Source organism: Rahnella sp. WP5, assembly GCF_000745615.1.
Taxonomy (GTDB): domain Bacteria; phylum Pseudomonadota; class Gammaproteobacteria; order Enterobacterales; family Enterobacteriaceae; genus Rahnella; species Rahnella aceris.
This window is the reverse complement of sequence record NZ_KN050720.1, coordinates 225312-247185: the sequence shown is the minus strand read 5'-3', so window position 1 is coordinate 247185 and position 21874 is coordinate 225312. Positions and strand designations below refer to the sequence as shown.

28 protein-coding genes are annotated in these 21874 nt (G+C 53.4%); 24 read left to right on the top strand and 4 right to left on the bottom strand.

Going from position 1 to position 21874, the window contains the following annotated elements; genetic code table 11:
• Positions 1–14: 14 nt before the first annotated feature.
• The 10 genes from EX31_RS18385 to EX31_RS18345 all read left to right on the top strand — a co-directional run bounded on the left by EX31_RS18385 (position 15) and on the right by EX31_RS18345 (position 4777).
• The gene (locus tag EX31_RS18385; protein WP_037036044.1) at positions 15–1115 is read left to right on the top strand and encodes a phage major capsid protein, P2 family; all 1101 of its coding nucleotides are present in this window, start codon (positions 15–17) and stop codon (positions 1113–1115) included.
• Positions 1116–1117: 2 nt separating this feature from the next.
• On the top strand, positions 1118–1864 hold the full coding sequence (gene gpM / locus EX31_RS18380; protein WP_037036043.1) for a phage terminase small subunit: 747 nt from the start codon (positions 1118–1120) through the stop codon (positions 1862–1864).
• Between the two features lie 95 nt (positions 1865–1959).
• Positions 1960–2454 (top strand): head completion/stabilization protein, encoded by a 495-nt coding sequence (locus EX31_RS18375; RefSeq protein ID WP_051931102.1) that lies wholly within the window; start codon positions 1960–1962, stop codon positions 2452–2454.
• On the top strand, positions 2454–2657 hold the full coding sequence (locus tag EX31_RS18370) for a tail protein X (protein WP_037036042.1): 204 nt from the start codon (positions 2454–2456) through the stop codon (positions 2655–2657). The genes EX31_RS18375 and EX31_RS18370 overlap by 1 nt, the downstream gene beginning before the upstream one ends.
• 2 nt (positions 2658–2659) lie before the next feature.
• The gene (locus tag EX31_RS18365) at positions 2660–2869 is read left to right on the top strand and encodes an HP1 family phage holin (protein WP_037036041.1); all 210 of its coding nucleotides are present in this window, start codon (positions 2660–2662) and stop codon (positions 2867–2869) included.
• Complete coding sequence (locus EX31_RS18360; protein ID WP_037036040.1) at positions 2853–3362, top strand: lysozyme; 510 nt, start codon at positions 2853–2855, stop codon at positions 3360–3362. The genes EX31_RS18365 and EX31_RS18360 overlap by 17 nt, the downstream gene beginning before the upstream one ends.
• Positions 3359–3781: an Rz-like lysis system protein LysB gene (gene lysB, locus EX31_RS18355; RefSeq protein ID WP_037036039.1), complete on the top strand. Its 423-nt coding sequence runs from the start codon at positions 3359–3361 to the stop codon at positions 3779–3781. The genes EX31_RS18360 and lysB overlap by 4 nt, the downstream gene beginning before the upstream one ends.
• On the top strand, positions 3663–3908 hold the full coding sequence (gene lysC, locus EX31_RS26445; RefSeq protein ID WP_231576079.1) for an Rz1-like lysis system protein LysC: 246 nt from the start codon (positions 3663–3665) through the stop codon (positions 3906–3908). The genes lysB and lysC overlap by 119 nt, the downstream gene beginning before the upstream one ends.
• Positions 3871–4338: a phage tail protein gene (locus tag EX31_RS18350; protein ID WP_037036038.1), complete on the top strand. Its 468-nt coding sequence runs from the start codon at positions 3871–3873 to the stop codon at positions 4336–4338. Before lysC ends, EX31_RS18350 begins: the two co-directional genes overlap by 38 nt.
• Entirely contained in the window at positions 4331–4777 is a 447-nt protein-coding gene (locus tag EX31_RS18345; protein WP_037036037.1) for a phage virion morphogenesis protein, read from the top strand. Before EX31_RS18350 ends, EX31_RS18345 begins: the two co-directional genes overlap by 8 nt.
• A gap of 65 nt (positions 4778–4842) precedes the next feature.
• Here EX31_RS18345 and EX31_RS25000 read toward each other — a convergent pair whose 3' ends face one another.
• A complete protein-coding gene (locus tag EX31_RS25000) occupies positions 4843–5316 on the bottom strand; it encodes a hypothetical protein (RefSeq protein WP_051931100.1) in 474 nt (157 codons plus the stop codon).
• Entirely contained in the window at positions 5309–5845 is a 537-nt protein-coding gene (locus EX31_RS18335; protein WP_037036036.1) for a hypothetical protein, read from the bottom strand. The genes EX31_RS25000 and EX31_RS18335 overlap by 8 nt, the downstream gene beginning before the upstream one ends.
• 157 nt (positions 5846–6002) lie before the next feature.
• Between EX31_RS18335 and EX31_RS18330 the strand changes: the two genes are divergently transcribed.
• From EX31_RS18330 to EX31_RS25550, 14 genes are all read left to right on the top strand, one after another.
• The gene (locus EX31_RS18330; RefSeq protein ID WP_037036575.1) at positions 6003–6644 is read left to right on the top strand and encodes a phage baseplate assembly protein V; all 642 of its coding nucleotides are present in this window, start codon (positions 6003–6005) and stop codon (positions 6642–6644) included.
• A 17-nt stretch (positions 6645–6661) separates the two neighbouring features.
• Complete coding sequence (locus tag EX31_RS18325; RefSeq protein ID WP_037036035.1) at positions 6662–7012, top strand: GPW/gp25 family protein; 351 nt, start codon at positions 6662–6664, stop codon at positions 7010–7012.
• Positions 7013–7016: 4 nt separating this feature from the next.
• Positions 7017–7925: a baseplate assembly protein gene (locus EX31_RS18320; protein WP_037036034.1), complete on the top strand. Its 909-nt coding sequence runs from the start codon at positions 7017–7019 to the stop codon at positions 7923–7925.
• On the top strand, positions 7918–8448 hold the full coding sequence (locus EX31_RS18315; protein WP_037036033.1) for a phage tail protein I: 531 nt from the start codon (positions 7918–7920) through the stop codon (positions 8446–8448). The genes EX31_RS18320 and EX31_RS18315 overlap by 8 nt, the downstream gene beginning before the upstream one ends.
• Before the next feature lie 14 nt (positions 8449–8462).
• The gene (locus EX31_RS18310) at positions 8463–10862 is read left to right on the top strand and encodes a phage tail-collar fiber domain-containing protein (protein WP_037036032.1); all 2400 of its coding nucleotides are present in this window, start codon (positions 8463–8465) and stop codon (positions 10860–10862) included.
• A 9-nt stretch (positions 10863–10871) separates the two neighbouring features.
• Entirely contained in the window at positions 10872–11327 is a 456-nt protein-coding gene (locus EX31_RS18305) for a tail fiber assembly protein (RefSeq protein ID WP_037036031.1), read from the top strand.
• A 121-nt stretch (positions 11328–11448) separates the two neighbouring features.
• Positions 11449–12636, top strand: a complete 1188-nt coding sequence (locus EX31_RS18300; RefSeq protein WP_037036030.1) for a phage tail sheath protein — start codon at positions 11449–11451, stop codon at positions 12634–12636.
• 11 nt (positions 12637–12647) lie between these two features.
• Positions 12648–13166, top strand: coding sequence for a phage major tail tube protein (locus tag EX31_RS18295; protein WP_037036029.1), 519 nt, complete (start codon positions 12648–12650; stop codon positions 13164–13166).
• A gap of 54 nt (positions 13167–13220) precedes the next feature.
• Positions 13221–13517: a phage tail assembly protein gene (locus EX31_RS18290; protein WP_037036028.1), complete on the top strand. Its 297-nt coding sequence runs from the start codon at positions 13221–13223 to the stop codon at positions 13515–13517.
• A gap of 14 nt (positions 13518–13531) precedes the next feature.
• On the top strand, positions 13532–13672 hold the full coding sequence (locus EX31_RS25555; protein ID WP_197060745.1) for a GpE family phage tail protein: 141 nt from the start codon (positions 13532–13534) through the stop codon (positions 13670–13672).
• Positions 13662–16115 (top strand): phage tail tape measure protein, encoded by a 2454-nt coding sequence (locus EX31_RS18285; RefSeq protein WP_037036027.1) that lies wholly within the window; start codon positions 13662–13664, stop codon positions 16113–16115. The genes EX31_RS25555 and EX31_RS18285 overlap by 11 nt, the downstream gene beginning before the upstream one ends.
• A gap of 12 nt (positions 16116–16127) precedes the next feature.
• The gene (locus tag EX31_RS18280) at positions 16128–16592 is read left to right on the top strand and encodes a phage tail protein (RefSeq protein ID WP_037036026.1); all 465 of its coding nucleotides are present in this window, start codon (positions 16128–16130) and stop codon (positions 16590–16592) included.
• On the top strand, positions 16589–17752 hold the full coding sequence (locus EX31_RS18275) for a phage late control D family protein (RefSeq protein WP_037036025.1): 1164 nt from the start codon (positions 16589–16591) through the stop codon (positions 17750–17752). Before EX31_RS18280 ends, EX31_RS18275 begins: the two co-directional genes overlap by 4 nt.
• 82 nt (positions 17753–17834) lie before the next feature.
• Complete coding sequence (locus EX31_RS25550; protein WP_072012291.1) at positions 17835–18053, top strand: DNA-binding transcriptional regulator; 219 nt, start codon at positions 17835–17837, stop codon at positions 18051–18053.
• Between the two features lie 416 nt (positions 18054–18469).
• On the opposite strand, the gene pflB is transcribed toward EX31_RS25550, so the two are convergent.
• Entirely contained in the window at positions 18470–20752 is a 2283-nt protein-coding gene (gene pflB / locus EX31_RS18270; protein ID WP_013574828.1) for a formate C-acetyltransferase, read from the bottom strand.
• 75 nt (positions 20753–20827) lie between these two features.
• On the bottom strand, positions 20828–21685 hold the full coding sequence (focA, locus tag EX31_RS18265) for a formate transporter FocA (protein WP_013574829.1): 858 nt from the start codon (positions 21683–21685) through the stop codon (positions 20828–20830).
• Positions 21686–21874 lie beyond the last annotated feature (189 nt).

Sequence of the window (21874 nt, the reverse complement as noted above, 5' to 3'; positions counted from 1 at the left end):
ACAGTGAGAGAAACATGCGTAAGAACACCCGTTTTAAATTTAATGCCTACCTGTCCCGTCTGGCCGAGCTGAACGGCGTCGATGTGGAGGATTTAAGTAAAAAATTCAGCGTTGAACCTTCAGTAACGCAGACCCTTATCACCACCGTGCAGGAGTCCTCAGAATTTCTGAGCCGCATCAACATGGTGCCGGTGGATGAACAGGAAGGTGAAAAAATCGGCCTTGGCGTGACCGGCTCTATTGCCAGTACCACGGATACCGACGGCGGCAGCGAACGTAAAACCGCAGATTTTCAGGCGCTGGCTTCACGCAAATATAAGTGTGAGCAGGTCAATTTCGATTTCCATATCCGTTACAACACTCTCGATTTGTGGGCGCGTTATCAGGACTTCCAGACCCGTCTGCGCGATGCAATCGCTAAACGTCAGGCGCTGGATTACATCATGGCCGGTTTCAACGGCGTAAGCCGCGCGGAAACGTCTGACCGCAGTAAGTTCCAGATGTTGCAGGACGTGGCTGTCGGCTGGCTGCAAAAGCTGCGTAACGAAGCTGCCGAGCGCGTGATGGATAAAATCACTGACGAAACCGGCGCGGTGGTTTCCGCCACCGTGCGAATCGGTAAGAACGGTGATTTCGAAAATATCGACGCTGCGGTAATGAACGCCACCGATTTTCTGCTGGATGCGTGGCATTCAGAAGACCCCGGACTGGTAGTGATTTGCGGCCGCAAAATGCTTTCCGATAAGTATTTCCCGCTGATCAACAAGTCGCAGGAAAACAGCGAAAAACTGGCCGGTGACATTATCGTCAGCCAGAAACGCATCGGTAATTTGCCTGCGGTGCGAGTGCCTTACTTCCCGGACAATGCCCTGCTGATCACTCGTCTGGATAACCTGTCTATCTACATCATGGACAGCTCACACCGTCGTCATATCGAAGAAGTAGCGCGCCGTGACCGCATCGAAAACTACGAGTCCCTGAAAATTGACTTTGTGGTCGAAGACTACGGTTGCGCGGCGATGATTGAAAACATCGAGCTCGGCGATTTCACCCCTGGAAAAAACGAACCGGCCTCATCACCGGTGACCGAAACTCAACCTGAAACCGAGGCGTAACCATGCTGAGTCCCGCACAGCGTCACATGATGCGGGTCTCTGCTGAAAAAGCCTCATCGCAGCGGGTCAGTGATCCGCTGCGTTCGGCACTGCCCTACGGCCAGATGCTGATGAAGCTGCGCGGAGACCGCCAGATACTCAAATCCATTTATTCCGTTGAAGACAAAGCCCGTCGTAAGCGCGACATGTTGCCAGCCTATGCGCCGTGGATTGCCGGTGTGCTGGCCAGCGATGCCGGAAATCAGGATGACGTCCTGATGACGATGTTGCAGTGGTCACTCGATGCCGGGGACATTCGCGGCACGTTCGACATGGCGCGCTATGCGTTAAAACACGATCTGCGTGTGCCGAATAACAAGCGCCCGACACCGTATTTATTTGCCGAAGATGTTGCGCTGGCCGCGATGCGCGCCCGCAGTGCCGGGGAATCCGTCAGCGTTGATGATCTACTGACCGTGATTGATATGACCCTCCCGCATGACATGCCGGATCCGGTACGCGCCAAGCTGCACAAAATTACCGGTCTGGTACTGCGTGACAACGGTCAGCCCGAACAGGCGCTTACTCAGCTAAAACGCGCGATGCAGCTTGATAGCGTCGCTGGTGTGAAAAAAGACATAGAGCAACTGGATAGGGCGCTGCGGCCAGCGGTGGCGGTGGCGAAGCCTGATGCCGCCCCGCGCAAAACCAAGCCTAAAGCCACCCCGGCTAAGCGTGGTCGCCCGCGTAAGACAAAGCCCAGTTGTTAACAGAAAGCGCCCCGCGCCGGACGGCACGCAGGCCGATGCAGGTTTTCACCTCGTCTGACGCCTGCGTCCACCGTCCACCTATTTGAGGTTTGAACATGGATATTGTCATGACCGCAGCAGCGGCGAGCTCCACCGTAGTGATCCCCCCAGAGCAGGCGGTCATTCCCGTTATCACCAATACGTTTTTTTTCCCGGACGTTGACCCAAAACTGGTGAGCGAACGTATCCGCCTCGGTCACGTAGTGACGAATGAAAGACTGCGCGCCGCGATTAAGTCCGCAATGGCCGAGGTCAACGCTGAGCTTTATCTCTTCCGGGAGGCGCAGATCGAGGCGGGATTTAAAACGCTGGCGGATGTGCCCGCTGAAGCGCTGGACGGGGAAAGCGTGAAGTGTTTCCACTACCTGAGCGCGGTCTGTGCGATGACAACCGCCGTGATTTATGAGCGTTACCGCAGCTATGACGCCAGCGCGAAGGGTGACAAAAAAGCCGATGCGCTGGAGGTGTCGGTAGATGACCAGTGGCGTGACATGCGCTGGCATTTATCCCGGTTACAGGGGCAGGCGCGCGGCACGGTGAGCCAGCTCTGATGAAAGTCATCGCACAGCAGGGCGACACGCTCGACGCCCTGTGTTTTCGCTACTACGGGCGAACCGGGGGCGTCGTTGAGGCGGTACTAACCGCGAATCCCGGTCTGGCTGAATTAGGCGAAGTCCTGCCGCACGGCACCACTGTGATTTTGCCAGACGTTGACACCGCCCCCACTTCTGAAACCGTCCAGCTATGGGACTGACGATGGAAAAAATATCTTCAATGTTTGCCTATGGGCTAGCGGCGTTGTTGGCTTTTGTCGGCGCGCTGACGCCGCAGGATTTCGCCTTTCTGGTGGGGGCTGCGGTGGCCGTGGGGACGTTTCTCGTTAACTGGTATTACCGCCGCAAAAGCTACAAGTTGCTGGAGCGTAACGGCCTGAGTCAGAGGGTTTTCGATGAACTCAATCGTTAAACGTTGCAGTGTGGCCGTCGTGTTGGCACTCGCCGCGCTGATGCCTGATTACCGGTTTGTCAAAACCTCCGCCGAGGGGCTGGCCATTATTGCCAACCTCGAAGGGTGCCGCCTGAATCCGTACCAGTGCAGCGCCGGAGTCTGGACATCTGGCATCGGCCACACTTCGGGGGTGAAGCCCGCGCAGAACATTACGGAGCAGGACGCCGCCCGTAATCTGATCGCTGACATCATCATGACGGAGCGCTCCGTGGATAAATGCATGCCGGTGACCATGCCGCAGCCGGTGTATGACGCCGTGATCAGTCTGGCGTTTAACATCGGCACGGGGGCGGCGTGTAAATCCACGCTGGCCTATTTCATCAGGCGCGGTGAATGGTCACAAGCCTGCCAGCAGCTCCCTCGCTGGGTGTATGTCAATGGCGTGTGGAATAAGGGTCTCAACAACCGCCGGGCGGTTGAACTAAAACACTGCATGAAGGGGGTGCCATGAAATACATCATCACGGTGTTAGTGCTGACGCTCGCGGGTGCGCTCTTTGCGTGGCGGGGAGCAAATCAGAAAGTAGCAGCGGCCAATCAGCACATTCAGCAATTAAAAACGACGCTGGAAGCCAGCGTGCTGGCCATCAGTGAGCTGAAAGCCAGCGGTCAGCGTAATGAGCGCGCGCAGGTTGTGCTCCGTCAGCAGGTTAATGCGGCGGGTGCGCTGGCCGCGCGTCGGAATCAGACAATTACGAGGTTACTCAATGAAAATGAAGCACTGCGCGGCTGGTTTCAATCTCCTTTGCCTGATGACATTATCCGGCTGCACACCCGCCCTGCGTTCGATAAACCCGGCGATTATTTACGTTGGCTGTCCGAAAGTCAGCAGTTGCCCGATACCGGCCAGCAGCCCGAAAACGAACGGTGATTTAAGCGAAGACAATCGTCAACTGGAGAGCGCGCTGGTGAATTGTGCGCTGCAAGTCGAGACCGTTAAACAGTGTCAGGAGTCCCACGATGTTGAAGCCCGCCAGCCTGAAAAACGCGATCTTTAAGTCCGTTCCGTTGCTGCGTGATAACCCGGACATGCTGCACATGTTTGTTGATGGCGGCACGATTAATGCCACGCTGGCCACGTCGTTATCATTTGAGAACCGCTACACGCTGGATATTGTCGTCACGGATTACACCGGCGATTTAAACTTTCTGATTGTGCCGGTTAACGTGTGGCTGCGTGAGCATCAGCCGGACATCATGACCACAGAGGAAGGAAAAAAACGCGGCTTCACTTACGTGGCAGATATTAATAACGACGACAGCAAAGATGTGCGCATGAGTCTGCAACTGACCGAGCGCACCATCGTCAAAGAAGCTGACCGCAGGTTAACCGTTACGCCACTGGATGAGCCCCCGTTGCCGGTGCCGGTACACCGGCCAATGGAGCTGTATGTGCATGGCGAGCTGGTGAGTCAATGGGATGAATGAGCTCAAGCCCTTTGACGATAAGCTTGCCGGATTGCTGGCCAGCCTGTCCCCCGCAGGCCGTCGCAAGATGGCCTCAGACATTGCCAAGAAACTGAGAGCAAGCCAGCAGCAGCGCATCAAGCGACAAAAAGCCCCGGATGGTACGCCGTATGCCTTCCGAAAACGTCAGCCTGTTCGGGGCAAAAAAGGCAGGGTAAAGCGTGAGATGTTCGCCAAGCTGCGCACAACCCGTTACCTCAAAGCGAATGGCTCACCTGATGCGGCGGTGGTTGAATTTGCCGGGAAGGTGCAGAGGATTGCGCGCATTCATCAGGAAGGGTTACGGGATAAACCGAACCGTCACAGTAAACCTGTGCAGTACGAAGCTCGTTTGCTCTTAGGATTTAGTGAGCTAGAGCGCAAGAGTGTAGAAAAAATTATTTTATCCAATTTTTATTAAGCTGAATTAAAATTAGCGTATATATATGAAATGAAGGGCAGGTGGCTGCCCTTCATTTCATATGCTTATGGTATTAACTTGACTTTGTCATTGAGTTTTACGCGCGGGAGTGGCTTTATTTCTTTTTGCGACTCCGTAATTACTTTTGTCGATGAATTATTTTTGACCTTCAATGAACTGTGTCGATTGTAAAAAGAATCGTTTGTTTTGAATATCTCTAAAATGTAATTAGAATAAGGTGACTTTTTCCTTTCAAGGTCATTTTCGAATCTGATTTCTTCCTGTGCCGGGATTACCCTATATTCATTAGATATTAATGTCGTCATTTTTTCTTGAATGTGAAGAACTTTCGCTGTGCCCTTGAGGATTTCAAGTGTGCCCAAGCTTTCATTTGTTTCTGGATCTATTATTTCTTCACCAAATTCAATTATCTGAAATTTAAGGCCGTCATAGACACCGTGGGATGATCCTTTGTTAATCACAAATTCGGTGCGTTCAGCATTAATTTTAACAACTATGCCAAAGTAAACTTCACTCATCGGATGTATCTCCTAATACGGCCCATAGTTCATAAGGAATATGGGGTCTAATAATCATGCAATCAATACCGCGATTTGAGTAATTTTCTTTATCCGCATCATTGCGAAAGTCGCGGAGAATTTTGATTTGTAGGAAATTGTCTTGAACATGAGAAACAAAGGCTACAAAATAAAGAGATTCGATATTGTTTTCATCAATATAATAGCAGCCTACAATTATATTATTGGAGAAGGCTTTGTTCTTTCTTATTAGAAGAATGCCTTTATCATTGATGATTTTAAAGGGTTTTGCAAAGAACTGCATTTGCTCTGACTCTGTGTCATTTTCTTTTCTCAGGTCATAAATGACTTTGTGGAGGACAACAACCGCAGTGATGAATAGCCAGCATAGAAAGATTATCCACTTAGCAGAAACATATGTTGCCGTGTTTATAAACATGGTTACTATGGCAGATAAAAAACCAGCCACACCGACAGCAATTGCTATTGATGAAAGACTAAATATTTTTTCTTGTATTGTTTGGCTCACCAAATCCTTCCTATGGAGCAGATTCGTTGCTTTTATGAATCTTATGTTAATTCCGATTAAATATCCATAGGAACAAAACTATCGGCTTAAGTTGTGACATGCACGAAAGAATGCCTGTTGATTGATGTGAATTATGAGCGGCTGCATTCTTCCTCCTATGAAAACACTCGAAACCCTTTCCGAACTTACCCGCGCAGTGCGCGACATTATCCGCATTGGCGTGGTTGCCGAAGTGAATACAACTTTGGGTGTCTGCCGTGTCCAGACCGGTGAGCTTCTCACTGACTGGCTGCACTGGCTGACGTCTCGCGCCGGTAGTTCGCGTACTTGGTGGGCACCTTCCGTAGGTGAGCAGGTTTTGCTGCTTTCCCTTGGCGGTGAACTTGATACCGGGTTCGTGCTGCCGGGCATTTATTCCGATCATTTCCCCGCGCCGTCGGCATCACCGCAGGCGTATCACGTCAGTTTTTCTGACGGTGCCGTGCTGGAGTACGAGCCGGAAACCGGCGCGCTGACTGTGAGCGGTATTCAGACCGCTGATATTTCCGCTGCAACGTCAATCAGTGCCACCGCGCCGAATGTCACCGTCACGGCCAGCAGCAAAATCACGCTCGATACGCCGGAGGTAGTGTGTACCAACAAGCTGACCACCGGCTCATTAGAGGTGAAAAAAGGCGGGGCGATGAAAGGCAATATTGCGCACAGCGGCGGCGCGTTTACCTCCAACGGTGTGCAAGTGGATACCCATACACACGGTGGCGTTCAGACTGGCGGCGGTAATACCGGTAAACCGAATTGATAGCTGAGGTTTTGATAATGAGTAATGCGAGGTATCTCGGCATGTCCCGCCATTCCGGGCGCTCGGTTGAGGACATGGCACACATTAACCAGTCGGTGAGCGATATTCTGAGAACGCCGATAGGTTCGCGGGTTATGCGCCGTGATTACGGTTCGTTGCTTTCCGAACTGACTGACCAGCCGCAAAACGCCGCGCTCCGCCTGCAAATCATGGCCGCATGTTATTCCGCGATCCTCAAATGGGAACCGCGCATCAGTCTGACGGGCATCACCTTTGATTCGACTTTTGACGGCGTGATGGTGGTCAATATCACGGGTAACCGAACCGATACCCCCGGCAGTTTCTCCTCTTCCCTCTCACTGAGTTAACGCTATGGCACTTATTGATTTAAGCCAGCTCCCCGCGCCGGATGTGGTCGAGGAACTGGACTACGAAACCCTGTTTGAAGAACGCAAAGCCACGTTGCTGTCACTGTATGACGAGAGCGAACGCGAGGCCGTCGCCCGCACCTTGGCGCTGGAATCTGAGCCTATCGTCAAGCTGTTGCAGGAGAATGCTTACCGCGAGGTGATTTTACGTCAGCGGGTAAACGAAGCTGCGCGCGCCAATATGCTGGCCTACGCCACCGGCGCTGACCTCGATCAGCTCGGCGCAAACTATAACGTTGCACGTTTGGTTATCACTGAGGCTGATGATACGGTGCTGCCGCCGGTGGCTGAGGTAATGGAAAGTGACAGTGATTTCCGTGTGCGTATCCAGCAGGCTTTTGAAGGGCTGAGCGTGGCCGGTTCAACCGGCGCTTATCAGTTTCATGGCCGCAGTGCCGATGGTCGCGTGGCGGATGTGTCGGTGATTAGCCCGGCACCGGCCAATGTGACTATTTCCGTGCTTTCGCGTGAAGGTAACGGCACGGCCAGCGCGGAGCTTATCGGGATTGTAAATACCGCGCTCAATGCTGAGGACGTGCGCCCGGTGGCTGACCGCGTGACGGTGCAGTCAGCGCAGATTATCCCTTATCAGATTGCCGCTAAGCTCTATGTTTATCCGGGACCGGAATTAGAGCCCGTCAGGCTTGCCGCAGTGGATAAGCTCAACGCCTACACGCTGGCACAGCACCGGCTGGGGAGAGATATTCGTCTCTCCGCTATCTATGCCGCGCTGCATGTTGAAGGTGTGCAGCGGGTCGAACTCACGCAGCCGCTGGCCGATCTCGTACTGGATGATACGCAGGCGTCTTACTGCACGTCGTCTTCCATCACCATCGGAGGCACTGATGAGTAATGCGCGCCTGTTACCTGTGGGCTCCTCGCCGCTGGAGGTTGCCGCCGCTGCGGCCTGCGCTGCGCTGACCGCTGTCCCCGTCCCGCTGCGCGATTTATGGAACCCGCAGACCTGCCCGGCGAAGTTCTTACCCTATCTGGCGTGGGCGTTTTCGGTTGACCGGTGGGATGAAAGCTGGCCGGAGGCAACGAAACGCGGGGTGATCCAGTCGGCTTATTTCATCCATACCCATAAAGGCACTATCAGCGCGATCCGTCGGGTGGTTGAGCCGCTGGGGTACGTCATCAAGATTTCTGAGTGGTGGGAAACCAACAGCCCGCCCGGCACGTTTCGCCTTGATATTGGCGTGCTGGAAAGCGGTATTACCGAAGAAATGTATCAGGAAATGGAGCGGCTCATTGCGGATGCGAAACCCGCCAGCCGCCACCTTGAGACGCTGACCATCATTCAGGATATCCCCGGACACATTTTTGTCGGCGCGCTTTCTTACGATGGCGACGTCATCACCGTTTATCCGGCCTAAGCAGAGGAAAACTTATGGCGACTTATAAAGCATTACTGACTACCGCCGGAGCGGCCAAAATCGCCGCCGCCACGGCAGGCGGAACGCAGGTCAAAATCACACGTATGGCCGTCGGTGACGGGGGCGGAAAGCTCCCAACCCCTGACCCAAAACAGACCAAGCTGGTTAATGAGGTTTATCGCGCCAATCTCAACCGCTTAAGCATCGATGCCAAAAACAGTCATTATCTGGTGGCCGAGCTGGTGATCCAACCTGACGTCGGCGGCTTCTGGATGCGTGAAATGGGCTTATACGATGCTGACGGTGTGTTGGTTGCTGTCAGCAATATGGCGGAAAGTTATAAACCCAAGCTTGCTGAAGGGTCAGGCAGATTACAGACGCTGCGGATGGTGCTCATCGTCAGCGAAATTGAGTCCGTCGCACTGAGCATTGACGGCTCCACGGTGATGGCCACAAAAGATTATGTAGACGATAAACTCTCCGAACATGAGAAATCCCGTAACCATCCCGACGGAACGCTGACGGCAAAAGGTTTTGTGCAGCTTAACAGCTCGGTCAGCAGTACCAGCGAAACGCTGGCGGCGACGCCAAAGGCGGTGAAAGTGGCCAATGACAACGCCAACACCCGCGTGCCTTCCACCCGTAAAATTAACGGCAAGGCGTTAAGCTCAGACCAGAATCTCACTGCTGTGGACGTTGGGGCGCTGCCCGTTATCACGACGGTCTTGGGCGTAACCAACATCAACACGCTTAATCTGGAAAAGATTGGCCTTTATGTGCAAAGCACAGGAGCCAGTGCCACCGTCGCCAATGGTTATCCCGCAGGCTCACAGGCTGCGGGGGTACTTGAAGTCATACCTGCGTCATGGACAGGCGGTGTATTGCAGCGTTATACCGTCCAAAACACCGGCATGGTGTGGACTCGGGCGTTAAATGCTTCGTGGAATGGGACTGACGGACCATGGCGTGACTGGGTGCAAGTCAGCGCGGTGAATTCCGTCACGGTGCCGTCGGCCATCCTGACAACCACGGATATCAATACCCTGGGCTTTGCCAGCGGAGCCGGAAGTGCCGCTCTGTACGCGCAGCCTAAAAATGCCAACGCCACGGCGGCGTTGCACTATCCGCAGGGCATCGCAGGCACGCTGTATGTCACGCCGAGCGCCTACGGCTGTCAGCAGATGTACGTCACGTTTACGGGCAATATCTGGAATCGAGGGCTGTCTGCTGACTGGAACGGTGTAGATGGTCCATGGAAAGAGTGGGTGCCGACGTACAGCGCGAATAACAAACCCACTGCGGCAGATGTAGGCGCGTGGACAGCGTCACAAAGCGTCGCCAGCGAAAAAGCACTGGCTGATGAAATCGCAACGGCGTTTAAAATTCGCGCTAACTTAACCGCGACAGACTCCCCAAACACCATTCGCGGCAGTGCAATGTTTGGACATTATGGCGTGCCGGGCGCAGCCGCAGCGACCACGGAAAAAGGCTATCCGATGAACGGTTTTGTTGGTGTCATTTTCGTGACGTGGGGTCCGAATGCGACACAGCAGATAGCCTTTAACAATAATGGCCGACAGTTTACCCGAGCAGCTACCGGCGCATGGAACGGCGCAGATGGTCCGTGGTCTGCATGGGTCGAAGTATACAGTCCAAATAATAAACCTACTGCGGCCGACGTTGGCGCACTCCCGGCCGCTGGCACAGCAGTAGCGGCAACAAAATTAGCCACGGCGCGAAAGATTGCCGGTGTGGCGTTTGACGGTACGAAAGATATTGCGCTGAATGCAGACAATGTTGGCGCATTTCCCCGCGTGGGCGGTGATGTCAACGGTAGCGTCACGGCGAATTTTCTCCGTGCGATAACCATCCCGCACCCTGGCAACGGGCAAGGGACATATTTAGGCTGGAACGAAAGCGGCGGTCAGGGCGAATCCGACTTTGTTAATAACCGAGGCGGCGGCGTGGGGGGCTTTCTTTTCCGCACTGTTAACCAAGAAAACACCGTTCAAACGGGATTTGTCAGATTTACCGGCACTGGCGATCTGGCTACACAGGGCGGTATTTATTCCGAAGGCGGCGGGATTTATGAGATGGGGCAGCGCGTTTTCAGCCCCAATAACCGGCAGCCGGTCAATACCAACACCGCCAATCTCGGCGGTGGCTGGTGGCGGTGTGGTGATACCGGCATGATTAAGCAGTGGGGCGTCGTCAACAAAGGGAGTCGCGGCTGGTCAACGGTAAATTTCCCCATTCCTTTCCCGAGTACCTGCGTCAACGTTCAGGTAACCGCTATCAATGGCGGTGGTGGGACGTTCAACGACAACTTCGGCACGGCGCAAATTATTAACAACGTCGGCTTCACCTGCGGGCAGGACAGCGCAGGCAGTTACTGGGAAGCCACCGGCTGGTAAGGGGATAAAATGAGCAACTATTACAGCGCAATCACCACAAGTCTTTATGTTTACAGCCCGCTCACTAATGGCTTCTATCCGCGTGAGTTGCGTGAGGTGTACGACGATGCGGGAAGCTGGCCTGATGATGGCATTGCGGTAAGTGATGTTGTTTACCGTGAATATCAAACTCTCCCCCCACCAGAGGGGAAAATGCGGATTGCAGGTGCGGACGGTTTGCCGGTCTGGGCGGATATCCCTGCACCGACGATTGAGGAGTTAAAGGCCGATGCGGTAGCCACACTCTCTGGGCTCATGACAAAAGCAAACCTCGCCATTGCGCCCTTGCAAGATGCTGTTGATATTGAGGATGCAACGGATGATGAAATCGCAAAGCTTAAAGACTGGAAAAAATACCGCGTTGCCCTCAACCGGCTCGATTTATCTTTAGTGCCTGATATCGACTGGCCTCATTTGCCTGAATAAGTCATCGCCCCGAAAGGGGTTTTTTTCGTCTGTTGTACTGCCCCCCTCCCAACGTTCACTCCTCGCCCTGACCCCCGTTAAACAACAAAATTACCTTGCCTATTTTAACGGAGTTAACCCGATGAGTGATTTTCACCACGGCGTGCAGGTCGTCGAAATTAACGACGGAACGCGCGTCATTACCACCGTATCCACGGCCATTATTGGCATGGTTTGCACGGCCAATGATGCTGATGAAAAAGTCTTTCCGCTGAACACGCCGGTGTTAATTACCGATGTGATCGCCGCGCAGGGCAAGGCGGGAAAAACCGGCACCCTGTTACCGGCGCTGACGGCCATTGGCGACCAGTGCAAACCGGTCACCGTCGTGGTGCGCGTGGCGGAATCAGAAAACGAAGATGCGGAAGCTGCCGCCGCCGAGACCCTCTCTAATATTCTCGGCGGTGCCGGTGCCGACGGTAAATATACCGGCCTGAAAGCCCTGCTCACTGCTGAGGCGGACACTGGCGTCAAACCGCGCATCTTGGGTGTGCCGGGTCTGGACTCTCAGGAAGTGGCCACGGCGCTGGCCACGGTCTGCCAGTCGCTGCGCGCGTTCGGTTATATCAGCGCGTGGGAATGCAAAACGCTCTCTGATGCCATTAAGTACCGTGACAATTTCAGCCAGCGTGAACTGATGCTTATCTGGCCTGATTTTATTTCTTGGGACACCACGGCAAACGCCAGCTCTACCGCCTACGCCACGGCGCGCGCGTTAGGTCTGCGCGCCAAAATAGACCAAGACACTGGCTGGCATAAAACCCTGTCAAACGTTGGCGTTAATGGCGTGACCGGCATCAGCGCTTCGGTGTTTTGGGATTTGCAGGCAGCGGGTACGGATGCTGACCTGCTCAATGAGGCCGGTGTCACGACGCTGGTACGCAAAGACGGCTTCCGCTTTTGGGGTAACCGCACCTGTTCTGATGACCCGCTTTTCCAGTTTGAGAACTACACCCGCACCGCGCAGGTGCTGGCTGACACGATGGCCGAGGCGCATATGTGGGCGGTGGACAAGCCGATGACCGCAACGCTTATCCGCGACATCATCGACGGCATCAACGCCAAATTCCGTGAGCTCAAATCGAACGGCTACATCATTGACGGCAACTGCTGGTTTGATGAATCGGCGAACGATAAAGACACCCTGAAAGCCGGGAAACTTTACGTTGATTATGACTACACGCCGGTGCCGCCGCTGGAAAGCCTGACCCTGCGTCAGCGCATCACTGCCACCTACCTCGTCAATCTGGCCGCATCCATTAACAGCTAAGGGCATTCACCATGGCACTTCCTCGCAAACTGAAATACCTCAACCTGTTTAACGACGGTCTGAGCTACATGGGTCTCGTGCAGTCGGTCACGTTGCCGAAGCTGACCCGCAAGCTGGAGAACTATCGCGGCGGCGGCATGAACGGCTCCGCAGCGGTGGATTTTGGTCTGGACGATGACGCGCTGACCGTTGAGTGGTCAATGGGCGGACTCCCGGACAGTGCCCTGTGGGCGCAGTATGCCGCCTCCGGTGCGGCTGATGTGCCGCTGCGTTTTGCCGGTTCTTTCCAGCGCGACGACACCGGCGACACCTCCGCCGTGGAAATCGTCATGCGGGGTCGTCACAAAGAAATCGATACCGGCGACATGAAACAGGGCGAAGACATCGAAAGCAAAATCACCACGCAGTGCAGCTATTACAAGCTGGTGATTGACGGGAGCACCCTGATTGAAATCGACACCGTGAACATGGTCGAAATCGTCAACGGCACTGACATGCTGGAAAAACACCGCCGCAATATCGGCCTGTAATTTTTGTGTGGCCAGCGCGCTGGCCACCTTCACCTAACCCAACGGAAATCACTCATGAAAAAGAAAGAAACTACCCCGGAAAACCAGAACATCGTGACGCTCAATACGCCCATTAAACGCGGTGAAACCGTCATTAGCGAAGTCAATGTGATCTGCCCGAATGCGGGAGCGCTGCGGGGGGTCAGTCTGGCTGACGTCGCCAGCTCGAACGTCGATGCGCTGCTGGTTGTGTTGCCCCGCATCACCTACCCGAACCTGACGAAAGAAGAGTGCGCCGCGCTGTCATTACCGGACATGATCAGCTTAGCGGGCAAGGTGATTGGTTTTTTAGTGCCGAATTCGGAGAGCTGATTTTTCCACCCCGGCTGTCAGTGGATGACCTGATAGCCGACGTGGCGGTGGTCTTTCACTGGCCACCGTCAGAGCTCTATCCGATGAGCCTGACCGAGCTCGTCATATGGCGCGGAAAGGCGCTCGAACGAAGTGGACACGCCCATGAGCAATAACGTCACCTTACAGGTTTTACTCAAAGCCGTTGACCAAGCCAGCCGCCCGTTTAAATCCATCCAGACAGCGAGTAAATCGCTGTCTCAGGATATCCGAAGCACCCAAAACACCATTAAGCAGCTCAACGCTCAGGCCGGTCAGATTGAGGGGTTTCGTAAAACCAGCGCGCAGCTTGCGGTCACCGGTCAGTCACTCAAAAATGCAAAACAGGAAGCCGCCGCGCTGGCGATCCAGTTCAAAAACACCACCAATCCGACGCGGGCGCAGGCTAAGGCAATGGAGGAGGCCAAACGTGCCGCGTCTGACCTGCAACTCAAATACAACGGCCTGCGCCTGTCCGTGCAACGCCAGCGTCAGGCGCTGTCAGAGGCCGGTATCAGTACGCGCTCGCTGTCAGAATCTGAACGCCGCCTGAAAAGCTCAATCGGTGAAACTACCGCGCAGCTCAACCGCCAGCGGGATTCACTGGCTCGCGTCAGCGCGCAGCAGGCCAGACTCAACGCCGTCAGGCAGCGGTATCAGTCCGGTAAACAGCTTGCGGGCAGCGTGACCGCCGCCGGGGCGCGCGGTGTCGGCGTGGCTGCGGCCGGAACGGTTGCGGGGGGCGCGGCGCTGAAGCCGGGCTATGACTTTTCGCTGAAAAACTCAGAGCTTCAGGCGGTTCTCGGTCTGGAGAAGGACTCCGCCGATATGCTGAGTCTGCGTAAGCAGGCGCGTCAGTTGGGTGATAACACAGCCGCCTCGGCGGATGATGCCGCCGCCGCGCAAATCATCGTCGCCAAATCCGGCGCGGATAAAGACGGCATTCTGGCGGCCACGCCGACCATCCTGAATTTGTCGCTGGCCAATAAACAGAGCATGGAAGATAACGCCAGTTTACTGATGGGGGTGAAATCGGCTTTTGGTCTGGCGAATGACAAGGTTGCGCATATTGGTGACGTGCTTTCCACCACCATGAATAAAAGCGCCGCTGACTTTGCGGGCATGAGTGACGCACTAACCTATGCGGCACCGGTGGCTAAAAATGCCGGGGTCAGCGTGGAGCAAACCGCCGCGATGGTGGGCGCGCTGGCCGATGCGAAAATCACGGGGTCAATGGCCGGTACGGGGAGCCGGGCGCTGATCACCCGTTTACAGGCGCCGACAGGAGCCGCCGCCACCGCGCTGGATGAGCTTGGCGTTAAAACGGCTGACCGCAAGGGGGATTTCAGGCCGATATTTACCATCCTGAAAGAAATGCAAAAGAGCTTTAAAAAAAATAATCTCGGCACGGCGCAGAAAGCGCAGTACATGAAAGCCATTTTTGGTGAAGAGGCCAGCTCTGCGGCTGCGGTGCTGATGAATGACGCCTCATCGGGCAAGCTCGACGCGCTGACCCAAGCCTTGCGGACGTCAGACGGAAAAACGGCGGAGCTGGTCGAGATTATGCAAAACAATCTCGGCGGCGACTTTAAAGAGTTTCAGTCGGCGTATGAGGCCGTCGGCACCGATATTTATGATCAGCAGGAGGCATCGCTGCGCAGCCTGACCCAAACGGCCACAAAGTATGTGCTGAGGCTGGACAAATGGATTGTTGATAATAAAGCGCTGGCCACGACGCTGGCGAAAATTGCCGGTGGCGCGGTGATGCTGGTCGGGGCGCTGGGGGTGATTGGGCTGATAGCGGGGCCGGTTATCGGGGGCATAAACATGATTGTGGCGGCGGCTGCCGGTTTATGGTCGGCGCTGAGTATCGCAGGCGGCGCGATTGCGACGGTGATCGGCGGGCTGACGTGGCCGATTGTGGCCATTGGGGTGGCCATCGTCGCCGGTGCGTTGCTTATCCGCAAATACTGGGAGCCCATCAGCGCCTTTTTCTCCGGCGTGATTGAAGGGTTGGGCGTCGCTTTTGAGCCGGTCAAAGAGCTTTTTGCACCGCTAAAACCGGTGTTTGACGGGCTGGGTGATGCGCTTAAAAAGGTCTGGCAGTGGTTTAAAGATTTGATCGCGCCGGTCAAATCCACAAAGGAGACGCTCGACAGTTGCAAAAATGCCGGTGTGATTTTCGGGCAGGCGGTGGCGAATGCACTTACCGCGCCGTTGCAGCTTTTTAACAAGCTGCGTCAGGGCGTGGACTGGCTGCTGAAAAAGCTCGGCCTTATCAAAGATGAATCCGCCGAACTGGATAAAACCGCTGACAAAGCGGAACAACGGTCAAAATCCGATACCGGGGATGCGGTGCCGTATCAGCCACCCGGCGGTAAGTTTGGGTTCAGTTACGGTTATGTGCCTGTGGCGGCGGGCGGTGGCCGCAACTACACCGATAACAGCAAAAACAGTTATCAGATTTCAGTCGGTGCCGGTACGGGTGCGCAGGATACCGGCCGTCAGGTGATGGATGCGCTGGACGCCCGCGAACGCCAGCGCCGGGCAGATTTACGCTCACGGCTGGGTTATGACTAAGGAGATATTTGCATGATGTTAACGCTCGGATTGTTTGTATTTCAGCTACAAACCGTCCCTTATCAAAGCCTGCAACGCAGCGTGGATTATCGCTGGCCGTCGAACAGCCGTATTGGCCAGCGCCCCGCACTGCAATTTCTCGGCGTCAGTGAGGAGAAAATAACTCTGTCCGGTGTACTGATGCCGGAAATCACCGGCGGGCGCATTTCCCTGCTGGCTTTACACCTCATGGCCGACGAGGGTAAAGCGTGGCCGCTGCTGGAGGGAACCGGCACCATTTACGGTATGTTTGTGGTGAACAGCATCAGCGAAACGCACACTGAGTTTTTTTCTGACGGCAGCGCCCGCAGCATTGAATTCTCTCTGACTCTGACCCGCGTGGATGAGTCTCTGACGGCGATGTTTGGTGACTTGCAGGCGCAGGCTAATGGGCTGCTGAATAAAGCCAGCTCAATGATGCCGGGGGTAGGGTCATGATCACCGGTATGACACTTGATGCCGGGGCAAAAGTGGCACCGGCGTTTATGCTGACGCAGGCGGGTCATGACATCACGAAAGATATCAGTACCCGGCTGTTATCCCTGACGCTCACGGATAACAGAGGGTTTGAGGCCGACCAGCTCGACATTGAGCTGGACGACAGCGACGGTCAGGTGGAAATGCCGCCGCGTGGTGCGGTGCTTTCGCTGTTTTTAGGCTGGCAGGGTTCGGCGCTCATAGGCAAGGGGAGCTTTACGGTTGATGAGGTAGAGCTCCGGGGGGCGCCGGATACGCTGACCATCCGGGCGCGCAGCGCAGACTTTCGCGGAACGCTCAATTCACGCCGTGAAATGTCTTACCATGACACCACGCTCGGTCAGGTGGTGGCGCAGGTAGCCACACGTAACAACCTGACTGCAAGCGTCGCCGCGCCACTGGCCGCTATCCCTGTCCCCCACATTGACCAGTCGCAGGAGTCTGACGCCAAGTTTTTAACCCGGCTCGCTACGCGCAACGGAGCCGATGTGTCGATAAAAGCCGGTAAGCTGTTATTTCTCAAAGCCGGAAACGCCACCACCGCCAGCGGTAAAGCCATTCCGGCTATGACCATTGAGCGCGCCGACGGTGACCGGCATCAGTTTGCCATTGCTGACCGGGGCGCATATACCGGCGTCACGGCGAAATGGCTGCATACCAAAGACCCCAAGCCGAAAAAGCAGAAGGTTAAAATCAAGCGTAAACCCAAGGTGCAGCACCTGCGCGCGCTGCAACACCCCAAAGCCAAACCGGTGAAAGCCACCGCCGCCGCTAAAACGCCCGAAGCCAGAGAGGGTGAATATATGGCCGGTGAAGCGGATAACGTTTTTGCGCTGACCACCACTTACGCCAGTAAAGCGCAGGCCATGCGCGCCGCTGCGGCGAAGTGGGACAAATTACAACGGGGCGTGGCGGAATTCTCGCTAACGCTGGCGATGGGACGCGCCGATTTATTTCCTGAAATGCCGGTCACCGTCAGCGGGTTTAAGCGCGTCATAGACGATCAGGCGTGGGTGATCACTAAGGTGGTGCATGCACTCAGTAATAACGGCTACACGACGTCCCTAGAGCTTGAGGTGAGGCTTTCAGAGGTGGAGTATGAGAGCGAAGAGGAAGAATGATTTATCTGATTAACTCATTGTTTTATATGTATTTAGTGGCTAGAATTGTTGCATATTAAAGCGATTCATTGAGGTGATGATCATGTTCCATTGTCCCATTTGCAAACACGCAGCACACACACGTTCCAGCCGTTACCTGAGTGAGAACACCAAAGAGCGATACAATCAGTGTCAGAACATCAACTGCGGACATACCTTTAAGACGATGGAGTCATTCGACGGCTCAATTATGAAACCGGGATATATCAACGCAGTGTTGCCTCATCCCACTTCACACGGTCAACAAACCTTCCTGATGTAATCGCAGAAACAAAAAAGCCCCGCACGGTTAAATGCGGGGCTTTTTTGTCTTTAAATCTCGAAATGGTCAATATGTGGACGTGGTTTGAAATAAATCCTTATATTTCAATTAAATAAACCCTAAATCATGTCACCTTGAACTGACATTGCGGGTTGTTCTCCATAGTGACCAATAAATAGCAGTCTACATGTGCGGATGCTGGCCTGGCAGAGATAAACTGGAAACCACAGGTTTATGATACCAGACAATCAATAAGGTTGATTGTCAGCAATGGCGGTACTGCTTTGCCAGAAGTCCACAACCTATAGCGCTCTGGCAAAACAGACTGTCGTACAGACAGTGCGGGCAGGGAGGGATGAAACAAAGGCTCCACATTGTGGAGCCTTTTTATCAGACCAGATTACAAGGTTGAATTATTACAGGGACTTAGTGAAAGTACGGGTAATAACGTCTTGTTGCTGTTCTTTAGTCAGTGAGTTGAAACGCACTGCGTAGCCAGAAACACGAATGGTCAGCTGAGGATAGTTTTCAGGATGTTCCATCGCATCTAACAGCATTTCACGGTTCATGACGTTCACGTTCAGGTGTTGACCACCTTCGATGGACGCTTCGTGGTGGAAGTAACCATCCATCAGACCCGCAAGGTTGGCTTTACGCACATCATCGTCTTTACCCAGCGCATTTGGCACGATAGAGAAGGTATAAGAAATACCATCTTTCGCGTAAGCAAACGGCAGTTTAGCAACGGAGGTCAGAGAGGCAACCGCACCTTTCTGGTCACGACCGTGCATTGGGTTAGCACCCGGGCCAAACGGAGCACCAGCACGACGACCATCTGGAGTGTTACCTGTTTTCTTACCATAAACCACGTTAGAGGTGATGGTCAGAACAGACTGAGTTGCTACAGCGCCACGGTAGGTACGCAGTTTCTGAATTTTCTTCATGAAACGTTCTACCAGGTCACAAGCGATGTCATCTACGCGAGAATCGTTGTTACCGAACTGTGGATACTCACCTTCAATTTTGAAGTCTACAGCCAGGCCGTCTTCGTCACGGATGGTGCTAACTTTTGCATATTTGATAGCAGACAGGGAGTCAGCAGCAACTGACAAACCTGCGATACCACATGCCATGGTGCGATAAACATCGCGGTCATGCAGAGCCATCAGCGATGCTTCGTAGCTGTATTTGTCATGCATGTAGTGAATAATGTTCAGCGCAGTCACGTACTGTTTAGCCAACCAGTCCATGAAGTGATCCATGCGATCCATGACTTTATCAAAGGTCAGCACTTCATCCATCATTGGTGCTTCTTTAGGACCAACCTGGATTTTCATTTTTTCATCAACGCCGCCGTTGATTGCGTACAACATGGTTTTCGCCAGGTTTGCACGAGCGCCGAAGAACTGCATTTGTTTACCCACAACCATTGGGCTCACACAACAAGCGATAGCATAGTCATCGTTGTTGAAATCAGGACGCATCAGATCATCGTTCTCATACTGTACAGATGAGGTATCGATAGACACTTTAGCTGCGTACTTTTTGAAGTTCATTGGCAGCTTTTCTGACCACAGAATGGTCATATTTGGCTCTGGTGAAGGTCCCATGGTGTACAGGGTATTCAGGAAGCGGAAGCTGTTTTTGGTAACCAGAGTACGACCATCAACACCCATACCAGCCAGGGATTCTGTCGCCCAGATTGGGTCACCGGAGAACAATTCATCATATTCAGGGGTACGCAGGAAACGCACCATACGCAGTTTCATAACCAGGTGGTCAATCAGTTCCTGAGCTTGTTCTTCGTTCAGTTTGCCTGCTTTGATATCACGTTCGATGTACACGTCAAGGAAAGTAGAGACGCGGCCAAAGGACATCGCAGCACCGTTCTGAGATTTAACGGCAGCCAGGTAACCGAAGTAAGTCCACTGAACAGCTTCTTGTGCAGTTGTTGCAGGACCAGAGATATCGCAGCCATATTTAGCAGCCATTTCTTTAATCTGACCCAGAGCACGGTGTTGTTCTGAGATTTCTTCACGCAACTGGATGGTCATTTCCAGGTTTACGCCATTTTCCAGGTCGTCTTGCAGAGACTGGAATTGTGCGTATTTGTCGGCCATCAGGAAGTCGATACCATACAGCGCGACGCGACGGTAGTCACCGATGATACGGCCACGACCATAGGCATCTGGCAGACCGGTCAGCACACCAGATTTGCGGCAGTTCAGGATGTCTTTAGTGTAAACATCGAAAACACCCTGGTTGTGGGTTTTGCGGTAATCAGTGAAGACTTTTTTCAGTGCCGGATCCAGTTCACGACCGTAAACTTTACATGAACCTTCCACCATTTTGATGCCGCCGAAAGGGATCAGGGCACGTTTCAATGGCGCGTCAGTTTGCAGACCAACGATGGTTTCCAATGATTTGTTGATGTAGCCGGCATCGTGAGAGGTGATGGTAGAGGCAACGTCGGTATCGAAATCTACTGGAGCCTTAGTACGGTTCTCCAGTTTGATACCATCCATTACTTTATCCCACAGGGTGGTTGTCGCTTGGGTAGCGCCAGCCAGGAAGGACTCATCACCTTCATACGGTGTGTAGTTCTTCTGAATGAAGTCACGGACGTTTACGCCATTCTGCCATTCACCAGCACTAAAACCCTGCCATGCGTTGGTCAATTTTTCATTGAGCTTGGACATTTTGCACCTACCTTCTAATTTGGATTTCTTTAAAAATCACGTGTAAAACTGTCGTAACAAGACTGCCACATTGTTTCAGTGGTGTTTCTCATCGCGAAGATATATGACCCAGTACGTTAACCCTACCAGCAAACCACCCCCAATGATGTTACCGATGGTCACAGGGATGAGATTGTCTATGATAAAGTTAGGGATATTCAGCTCTGCGAATTGTGCCGGTGTTGCCCCGACAGCCTGCCAGAATTCTGGTGTCGCAAAATTTTTCACTACGATGCCTAAAGGGATCATGAACATGTTAGCAATGCTGTGTTCAAAGCCGCTGGCGACGAACATGCCGACCGGTAAAATCATAGCGAACATTTTATCCATCAGACTGCGGCCGGAGTAACTCATCCATACCGCCAGGCAAACCATCAGGTTTGCGAGGATCCCCAGACATACGGCTTCGATAAATGTGTGATGCATTTTATGATCAGCAGTTTGCAGAACGTTCAGTCCCCACAAACCGTTATCAACCATGTATTCACCGGAGAACCAAATCAGAGCCACAAAGAATAAGCAGCCGACCAGGTTACCAATATAGACATTGACCCAGTTGCACGCCAATTGCCCCCAGGTGATTCGACCGCTGGCTTTCGCAATGACGATAAGTACAGTGGACGTGAACAGGTCCGCACCACATACGACAACCAGCATAAGACCCAGAGAGAAGCAGATGCCCCCAACCAGTTTTGCAAGGCCATAAGGGACGGTACCGGTGCCTGTAGTGGCGGTGATATAAAAAGCAAAGGCTATAGAAATAAAGACGCCAGCAGTAATGGCTAAAAAGAATGTTTTTAACGGCTGTTTGGTGGCTTTATAAACGCCAGCATCTTCAGCAATTTTCGCTGTCGCGGCGGGTAAAATGAGATCGAAGGGGTTGTCAGCTTTCACATTAACTCTCTTATTCAGGGCTATGCACTGCGCAACGAGATACTAGCAAAGCAGTATAACGTAAAAATTGACGTGGATCATATGAGGGGGTTTTTGGTGGTTTTTAATAGACTGCTAAAGGGGTGGTTTTATGGGTAATTAATTGAAAATAAACGAATAAAAAGATTTTAATTTTTGCAAATAAAGTTG

Bases quoted from the DNA above. Each gene is read 5' to 3' on its own strand.
- EX31_RS18385 (WP_037036044.1), top strand. From the start codon at position 15: ATGCGTAAGAACACCCGTTTTAAATTTAATGCCTACCTGTCCCGTCTG.
- gpM (WP_037036043.1), top strand. From the start codon at position 1,118: ATGCTGAGTCCCGCACAGCGTCACATGATGCGGGTCTCTGCTGAAAAA.
- EX31_RS18375 (WP_051931102.1), top strand. From the start codon at position 1,960: ATGGATATTGTCATGACCGCAGCAGCGGCGAGCTCCACCGTAGTGATC.
- EX31_RS18370 (WP_037036042.1), top strand. From the start codon at position 2,454: ATGAAAGTCATCGCACAGCAGGGCGACACGCTCGACGCCCTGTGTTTT.
- EX31_RS18365 (WP_037036041.1), top strand. From the start codon at position 2,660: ATGGAAAAAATATCTTCAATGTTTGCCTATGGGCTAGCGGCGTTGTTG.
- EX31_RS18360 (WP_037036040.1), top strand. From the start codon at position 2,853: ATGAACTCAATCGTTAAACGTTGCAGTGTGGCCGTCGTGTTGGCACTC.
- lysB (WP_037036039.1), top strand. From the start codon at position 3,359: ATGAAATACATCATCACGGTGTTAGTGCTGACGCTCGCGGGTGCGCTC.
- lysC (WP_231576079.1), top strand. From the start codon at position 3,663: ATGACATTATCCGGCTGCACACCCGCCCTGCGTTCGATAAACCCGGCG.
- EX31_RS18350 (WP_037036038.1), top strand. From the start codon at position 3,871: ATGTTGAAGCCCGCCAGCCTGAAAAACGCGATCTTTAAGTCCGTTCCG.
- EX31_RS18345 (WP_037036037.1), top strand. From the start codon at position 4,331: ATGAATGAGCTCAAGCCCTTTGACGATAAGCTTGCCGGATTGCTGGCC.
- EX31_RS25000 (WP_051931100.1), bottom strand. From the start codon at position 5,316: ATGAGTGAAGTTTACTTTGGCATAGTTGTTAAAATTAATGCTGAACGC.
- EX31_RS18330 (WP_037036575.1), top strand. From the start codon at position 6,003: ATGAAAACACTCGAAACCCTTTCCGAACTTACCCGCGCAGTGCGCGAC.
- EX31_RS18325 (WP_037036035.1), top strand. From the start codon at position 6,662: ATGAGTAATGCGAGGTATCTCGGCATGTCCCGCCATTCCGGGCGCTCG.
- EX31_RS18320 (WP_037036034.1), top strand. From the start codon at position 7,017: ATGGCACTTATTGATTTAAGCCAGCTCCCCGCGCCGGATGTGGTCGAG.
- EX31_RS18315 (WP_037036033.1), top strand. From the start codon at position 7,918: ATGAGTAATGCGCGCCTGTTACCTGTGGGCTCCTCGCCGCTGGAGGTT.
- EX31_RS18310 (WP_037036032.1), top strand. From the start codon at position 8,463: ATGGCGACTTATAAAGCATTACTGACTACCGCCGGAGCGGCCAAAATC.
- EX31_RS18305 (WP_037036031.1), top strand. From the start codon at position 10,872: ATGAGCAACTATTACAGCGCAATCACCACAAGTCTTTATGTTTACAGC.
- EX31_RS18300 (WP_037036030.1), top strand. From the start codon at position 11,449: ATGAGTGATTTTCACCACGGCGTGCAGGTCGTCGAAATTAACGACGGA.
- EX31_RS18295 (WP_037036029.1), top strand. From the start codon at position 12,648: ATGGCACTTCCTCGCAAACTGAAATACCTCAACCTGTTTAACGACGGT.
- EX31_RS18290 (WP_037036028.1), top strand. From the start codon at position 13,221: ATGAAAAAGAAAGAAACTACCCCGGAAAACCAGAACATCGTGACGCTC.
- EX31_RS18285 (WP_037036027.1), top strand. From the start codon at position 13,662: ATGAGCAATAACGTCACCTTACAGGTTTTACTCAAAGCCGTTGACCAA.
- EX31_RS18280 (WP_037036026.1), top strand. From the start codon at position 16,128: ATGATGTTAACGCTCGGATTGTTTGTATTTCAGCTACAAACCGTCCCT.
- EX31_RS18275 (WP_037036025.1), top strand. From the start codon at position 16,589: ATGATCACCGGTATGACACTTGATGCCGGGGCAAAAGTGGCACCGGCG.
- EX31_RS25550 (WP_072012291.1), top strand. From the start codon at position 17,835: ATGTTCCATTGTCCCATTTGCAAACACGCAGCACACACACGTTCCAGC.
- pflB (WP_013574828.1), bottom strand. From the start codon at position 20,752: ATGTCCAAGCTCAATGAAAAATTGACCAACGCATGGCAGGGTTTTAGT.